The sequence below is a fragment of the Flexivirga sp. genome (genome assembly GCF_051955415.1).
Classification (GTDB): Bacteria; Actinomycetota; Actinomycetes; order Actinomycetales; family Dermatophilaceae; genus Flexivirga.
On record NZ_JBQCGS010000088.1, the window covers coordinates 22881 to 29159 of the forward strand.

Below are 6279 nucleotides of genomic sequence, written 5' to 3' on the forward strand. Positions count from 1 at the left end.
GGCACGGACATGAGTGGAACCGATGGACAGAACGTGCCCACCGTCGCGCTGCGCGGGAAGGGCACTGAGGTGCCGATCCCGCAACTGGGCTTCGGCGTCTGGCAGGTGCCGGACGACGAGGTCGGCCCCGCGATCACGACCGCGCTGCAGACCGGGTACCGGCACATCGACACCGCGCGGATCTACGGCAATGAGGCGGGCACCGGTGCGGCACTTGCGGATTCGGACCTGTCGGCCGACGAGGTGTTCCTGACCACCAAGGTCTGGAACGACGACCAGGGGTATGACGCCACGCTGCGCGCGTTCGACGCCTCGGAGAAGCGTCTGGGTCGTCCGGTCGACCTCTATCTGGTGCACTGGCCGGCGCCGAAGCAGGACACCTTCGTCGACACCTTCCGCGCACTGATGCAGTTGCGCGACGACGGCCGCATCCGTGCCGCCGGCGTCTGCAACTTCGAGATCGAGCACCTGCAGCGCGTCCACGACGAGCTGGGTGAGTTCCCGGCGATCAACCAGATCGAGCTGCACCCCTACCTGCAGCAGGCGCAGCTGCGCGACTTCCATGCCCGGCACGGCATCGTCACCGAGGCGTGGAGCCCGTTGGCCTCCGGCGGCGACGTGCTGACCGACGAGATGATCGGGCGGATCGCCGGACGGCACGGCAGGACGCCGGCGCAGGTCATCCTGCGGTGGCACCTGCAGCTGGGCAACGTGGTGATCCCCAAGTCGGTCACCCCTTCGCGCATCGCCGAGAACTTCGACATCTTCGGCTTCGAGCTGTCCGCCGAGGACCTGACCGCGATCGCCGGACTGGACCGCGGGCTGCGCACCGGCCCGGACCCGAGGGAGTTCGGTTGAAGGCAGCCGTTCGCCCGGCGGGTGGTGAACGCAGTTCGCCGCCGGCTGGGCTGAACTGGCATGCTGCTGACCCGTGGGAGAGGTGTTCGCGGGCCGCTACGAGCTGATCGACGTCATCGGCGAGGGCGGGATGGGTTCGGTCTGGCAGGTCCATGACCGCAAGCAGGACCGGATCCTCGCAGCCAAGGTGTTGCGGCAGTCCGACGCCGGAGCCCTGTTGCGTTTCATGCGCGAGCAGGGCGTGCGCATTCACCATCCCAACGTCGTGACGCCGATCGGCTGGGCCGGCGAGGACGATCGGGTGTTGTTCACCATGCCGATGGTGGACGGCGGCGCGGTCAGCGACCTGCTGCGCGACCATCGCACCCTGCCGCCGCGGTATGTCGCCGAGCTGCTGCGGCAGTTGTTGCGGGCCCTGGATGCGGTGCATGGCGCCGGCGTCATACACCGGGATGTGAAGCCGGCGAACCTGCTGCTGGCCGCCACCGGTGTGCACCGCCCGCACCTGATGCTGACCGACTTCGGCATCGCGGTGCCGGTCGACTCCCCGCGGATGACGACCACTTCCGTGGTGCTCGGTACCCGCGGGTATCTCGCGCCGGAGCAGATGGCCGGCGCGGACCCGGCGCCCGGCTTCGATCTGTATGCCGCCGGCATCGTCGCGTTCCAGTTGCTCACCGGCCACCGGCCGGACGAGATCCGGCGCAGCCGCGAGCAGGTGCCGCCCCGTCCTGACGGGATCCCCGACCTGTTGTGGCGGGTGGTCGCCGATCTCGCCGACCCGGATCCGCGGGGACGGCCGCCGTCGGCGGGCGCCGCGGCCGACGCGTTGGAGACCGCCGACCTGACGTGGGTCGACCAGCAGGAGATCGGCATACCGGCGCGCATCACCACGGTGCAGGCTGCCGCGCCGGTCGCCCCGGAACGGGCGATGACGGCGCCGGCGGCCGCCCTGCACCAGCATGCGCATGAGGTGACCCGCGCCCAGGGCGCTGCGCGTCGTCCGATGACTACGGCCGGCGACACGCCGCCGCGCACGTCCACCGGACGCCGGGTCGGACTCGCCTTGGTCCCTGTCGTCGCGGTCGCCGCGCTGCTGGGCATCTGGCTGCCGCACTCGCCGAGCACGGGCGACCTCACCCCGGGGCAGGCCACCCTCGGCGGCACCTGCCAGTGGCAGGACGCCGGCACTTTCGAGAACGACACCGCCGGTAAGCACACCCTGCAGTGCGTCGCCGACGGCAATGGCTACACCTGGCAGAAGTAGCCGGGTTCAGGTCGCGCGGACCTTCGCGAGGCGCTTCCGGGCGAAATCGTGGGCGAGACGTCGTTGGCCCATGGCGGGAGCGCCTGCCATGCCACCTGCGACATCCTCGCCGACAGCCACGTTCCGGGTCAGTCGAGGATCTCGTCGAGCGTGATGCTGCTCGTGAAGCATCTTGCGGAGCTGGCGTCGTCTGAGCGGACCGGCGCGACGAATGAAACGCACCGCGGACTCACCAACAAGGAGCGAGGGATCGGGAAGCGAGACGGGCGCACCACGTCGTCGCGGAACTCTCCCTCACGATTGCGACCGCCTGATTCGATCACGGTCGGTAGCTCGTGGCCGCATCGGTCGACGAGCATGTCGACGCCGGCCGCGTAACAGTTCACGACTCGACCGAAAACTTCTGGCCCGCTGCATTGCGGGTGAAGTCGATTCGATCAGCTGCGGGGGTTCCGCGACAGGCGATCCGCCTGGGCCCGCATCCATGATGTCGCGTGGTGAGCGGTGATTTGTAGACGCATGAGTCTACAGGAATATGATGGAGCCATGTCCGATACGACAACGATCCGGATCAGCCGGCAAACTCGTGACGAGTTACGACAGCTCGCCACCGAACGGCATCAAACCGTCGCCGACACCGTGTCCCGGGCCGTGCGACTGCTCCACCAAGATGACATCGGCCGCGACCTCGCCGCACCGCTGACCGACGAGGAAACCTCCTGGCTCGATGCTGACGCCGGGTGACGTCGTCGACCTTGATCTCGGTGCACCAACCGGTTCGGAGGCAGGACTGGTTCGGCCAGCGCTCATTGTGACTGCCGCGAGAATCCTGCGTGGTGGCCCCAACGTGGTGCAGGTCGTTCCGCTGACGCGGACACTGCGCAACAGCGGCGCCGAAGTCGTGATCGAACCGGACGACCGCAACGGACTCAACGCAGCATCGGCTGCTCAGTGCCAGCATGTACGAGCAGTTGCCACCAGCAGGATCACAACGCACCGGGGAAACGTCGGCCCGGTCGTCCTGCAGCAGATCCGCAACACCCTCGCAGTCATCTGCGACCTGTAGCCGATTGCCGCCGCGCCAGTGTCGGTAGCCGATCGTCTATCGAGGCGCCGTCGAGAGCTGCCCGCACCGTTCAGGCGCGCCGGCGCAGGAACGCGACGACGGCCGCGGCGGCTGCCACCACGAAGACGGAGCCGCCGATGCGCAGCGCGGTCGCCGCGCCGGAGGCGGAGTCGCTGGTCCCGCCCTGACTCAGCTGGGTGGCCGCGGGCGCCGCGGCTGCCGTTCCGTCCGCACCCACGTAGGTCGGCCCGGCGGTCGGCGTGCCGACCACTGCCAGATTGAGCCGCGCCGGCAAGCTACGAGTGGTCGGCTGCTGGTCCTGCTGGGTGGCGCTGACGCGGACCACCACGTAGTACCAGCCGGCGACGGTCGTCCATTGCGCACGGGAGGTGCCGACGTCGCCCGCGGTGTCGTAGTCGACCTTGCTGTTGCCGCGGTTGACCGGAGCCGTGTAGACGCTCGCGGTCCGCTCGGTCGACTCCTCCTTGAAGAGCAATGCCGAGCCGTCACCGCCGCCGACCGGCGCCCACTGCGGACTGAACGCCGCCAACGCCACATCGAGCGACTCCGACGGTGCGAAATTGCTGCCGTTGCGTGGCGCGTCGACCGACGCGGCGAGCCGTTGGCCCCAGCCGACGCGCACCCGGGCGACGGCGAGCCGGCCCGGCGTGAGCGACACCCGGTAACTGCCGGGCTCCAGGCTGGTCGGCGCGGCCAGCCGGTCGCTCACGGCGCGCTCGGCCGCGGGGGTGCTCGTGCTGGGCGCGGCGATCTTGTTCTGCTGGTCCTTGGGGGACGGGCTCCCGGCCGCGGCCAGCTTGGGCTCGACGGTGACGGCGACCTGCAGCGGTCCGGTTGCTGCTGCACTGGACGAGGAGGACGACGACGAGTCGTCGGACCTGATCCGCAGGATCAGGTCGGTCGCCGACGCGCATTCGTCCGGCTGATAGGTCTGCCGCTCGGAGTGGGCGGGGTCGACATACACGAAGGTGTAGCCGGTCACGTCGTTGCTCAGGCTGGCACCGCTGCTGGAGCAGGTGTTCTTGCCGTCGGCGGTGGTGATCGCGGCGTCGACCGAGCCGAAGATGGCGACCGTGACCGCACCACCTTGCGGACGGGTGATCGCCGCATAGCGCTCGGTGCGGCCCGTCGGCGGGGCCGTGCGATGCATCCCGGGACGCAACACCGGGGCGTCCCCGCGGGCGGTGCTGAACTGTACGACGGGCGGCGCACCGCCCGGGTCGGTGGCGGCATACGCCGGCGCGCTCGCGCCCAGGAGTATGGCGGCGCCCAGCGCGGCAGCGGTCACTCGAGAAGGCATGGTGGCAGTCAGTATGCCGAAACCAGAGCCTGCCGCGGTCGATCAGGTGTGCCGCAGGGCCCGCAGGTCGCTGCGGCAGCGGGCCTCCACCTCGTGCAGGTCGCGCAACGTCTGCTCGATGTCCGCGCGGCGCTGCTCCAGATCACGGCGCCGGGCTGCGATCTGCGCCAGGAGGTACTCCAGCTGTCCCTGTTCCCCGGGCGTCTGGTCGTACATGTCGATGATCGTGCGTATCTCGTCCAGCGGAAACCCGATGCGCTTGCCGCGCAGGATCAGCGCGAGGCGGGTGCGGTCGCGGCGGTGGAAGACACGTGCCGTGCCGCGCCGCTCGGGGGTGATCAGGCCGAGCTCCTCGTAGTGCCGGATGGTCCGGTGGGTGACCTCGAACTCGTCGGCGAGCTCGCCGATCGTCCAGGTCTGTCCGCTGTCCGGGGTCGTCTCCGGGGTTGTCATGACCGGCAAGCATGCTTTACGTTGACGTTAACGTCAAGCAGTTGGTCTTGGCGGCCCCGATCCGAAGGACTTGGCAGCAGCATGTTCGAGTTGACCCAGGAGCACGAGGAATTCCGGCGGGTCGTGCGCGACTTCGCGGAGAAGGAGGTCGCCCCGCACGTGGCGCAGTGGGATCTGGACCACCATTTCCCGGTCGACCTCGTGCCGAAGATGGGCGAGCTGGGGCTCTTCGGGCTGGTCGTGCCGGAGGAGTATGGCGGCGCCGGCCTGGAGGAGGGCGGCTTCACCTACCTGTGCCTGGCGATCGAGGAACTGGGCCGGGTCGACCAGTCGATCGGGATCACCCTGTCGGCGGGCATGGGCCTGGGCATCAACCCGATCCTCACCTACGGCTCCGAGGAGCAGAAGCAGCGCTTCCTGCCGGACCTGGTCGCCGGTCGTGCGCTCGCCGGTTTCGGGCTGACCGAGCCGGACGCCGGCTCCGACGCAGGTGCCACCCGCACCAAGGCGACGCTGACCGACGGGCAGTGGACCATCAACGGCGCCAAGGCCTTCATCACCAACTCCGGCACCGACATCACCTCCGTGGTCACCGTGACCGCCCGCACCGGCACGGACGATCAGGGCCGCCCGGAGATCAGCGCCATCATGGTCCCCGCCGGCACACCCGGCTTCACGGCCGAGCCGGCATACAACAAGCTCGGCTGGCACATCTCCGACACCCATGGCCTGACGTTCTCCAACTGCGTGGTGCCCGAAGCGAACCTGCTGGGGGAGCGCGGACAGGGCTTCAAACAGTTCCTCAAGACACTGGACGACGGACGCATCGCCATCTCGGCGCTCGCCGTCGGCCTGTCGCAGGCATGCCTGGAGGCGGCGACCGAATACGCCCGGACCCGTACGGCTTTCGGCAAGCCGATCGCCGTCAACCAGGGCGTGTCGTTCCAGCTGGCCGACCTCGCCGTCATGGTCGAGGCGTCCCGCCTGCTGACCTACAAGGCCGCGTGGCTCAAGGACGAACTCGAGGCCGGCCGGCGCTCGGTGGGCGAGGTGAAGCAGGCCGCGTCGATCGCCAAGCTCTACTCGACCGAGTCGGCCGTGACCGCGACCCGCATCGCCACCCAGATCTTCGGTGGCAACGGCTTCATGGAGGAGTACCCCGTGGCGCGCTTCTACCGCGACGCCAAGATCCTGGAGATCGGCGAAGGCACCTCGGAGGTCCAACGGATGCTGATCGCGCGCGGCCTAGGCTTGCCGGCATGAGCGAGACCACTGACCCGAGGGTCGCGGACGTCCGCGAACGGCTCGCGGCGG

The 6279-nt window shown here is 69.3% G+C and carries 7 protein-coding genes; 5 read left to right on the forward strand and 2 right to left on the reverse strand.

Annotated features, from left to right (window positions below; translation table 11 throughout):
* The first annotated feature begins 9 nt into the window (after nt 1-9).
* The 4 genes from ACTHL4_RS14915 (at nt 10) to ACTHL4_RS14930 (ending at nt 3191) form a co-directional block, all read left to right on the forward strand.
* Nucleotides 10-858 (forward strand): aldo/keto reductase, encoded by an 849-nt coding sequence (locus ACTHL4_RS14915; protein WP_440283551.1) that lies wholly within the window; start codon nt 10-12, stop codon nt 856-858.
* Nucleotides 859-931: 73 nt separating this feature from the next.
* Complete coding sequence (locus ACTHL4_RS14920; protein ID WP_440283552.1) at nt 932-2125, forward strand: serine/threonine-protein kinase; 1194 nt, start codon at nt 932-934, stop codon at nt 2123-2125.
* A 546-nt stretch (nt 2126-2671) separates the two neighbouring features.
* A complete protein-coding gene (locus tag ACTHL4_RS14925; protein ID WP_440283553.1) occupies nt 2672-2869 on the forward strand; it encodes a hypothetical protein in 198 nt (65 codons plus the stop codon).
* Complete coding sequence (locus ACTHL4_RS14930) at nt 2853-3191, forward strand: type II toxin-antitoxin system PemK/MazF family toxin (RefSeq protein WP_440283554.1); 339 nt, start codon at nt 2853-2855, stop codon at nt 3189-3191. The genes ACTHL4_RS14925 and ACTHL4_RS14930 overlap by 17 nt, the downstream gene beginning before the upstream one ends.
* Nucleotides 3192-3261: 70 nt before the next feature.
* Here ACTHL4_RS14930 and ACTHL4_RS14935 read toward each other — a convergent pair whose 3' ends face one another.
* On the reverse strand, nt 3262-4512 hold the full coding sequence (locus tag ACTHL4_RS14935; protein ID WP_440283555.1) for a hypothetical protein: 1251 nt from the start codon (nt 4510-4512) through the stop codon (nt 3262-3264).
* 42 nt (nt 4513-4554) lie between these two features.
* The gene (locus ACTHL4_RS14940; protein WP_440283556.1) at nt 4555-4965 is read right to left on the reverse strand and encodes a MerR family transcriptional regulator; all 411 of its coding nucleotides are present in this window, start codon (nt 4963-4965) and stop codon (nt 4555-4557) included.
* 81 nt (nt 4966-5046) lie between these two features.
* On the opposite strand from ACTHL4_RS14940, the gene ACTHL4_RS14945 reads away from it, so the two are divergent.
* Entirely contained in the window at nt 5047-6228 is a 1182-nt protein-coding gene (locus ACTHL4_RS14945) for an acyl-CoA dehydrogenase family protein (protein ID WP_440283557.1), read from the forward strand.
* Nucleotides 6229-6279 lie beyond the last annotated feature (51 nt).

Bases quoted from the DNA above. Each gene is read 5' to 3' on its own strand.
- ACTHL4_RS14915 (WP_440283551.1), top strand. From the start codon at position 10: ATGAGTGGAACCGATGGACAGAACGTGCCCACCGTCGCGCTGCGCGGG.
- ACTHL4_RS14940 (WP_440283556.1), bottom strand. From the start codon at position 4,965: ATGACAACCCCGGAGACGACCCCGGACAGCGGACAGACCTGGACGATC.
- ACTHL4_RS14925 (WP_440283553.1), top strand. From the start codon at position 2,672: ATGTCCGATACGACAACGATCCGGATCAGCCGGCAAACTCGTGACGAG.
- ACTHL4_RS14935 (WP_440283555.1), bottom strand. From the start codon at position 4,512: ATGCCTTCTCGAGTGACCGCTGCCGCGCTGGGCGCCGCCATACTCCTG.
- ACTHL4_RS14930 (WP_440283554.1), top strand. From the start codon at position 2,853: ATGCTGACGCCGGGTGACGTCGTCGACCTTGATCTCGGTGCACCAACC.
- ACTHL4_RS14945 (WP_440283557.1), top strand. From the start codon at position 5,047: ATGTTCGAGTTGACCCAGGAGCACGAGGAATTCCGGCGGGTCGTGCGC.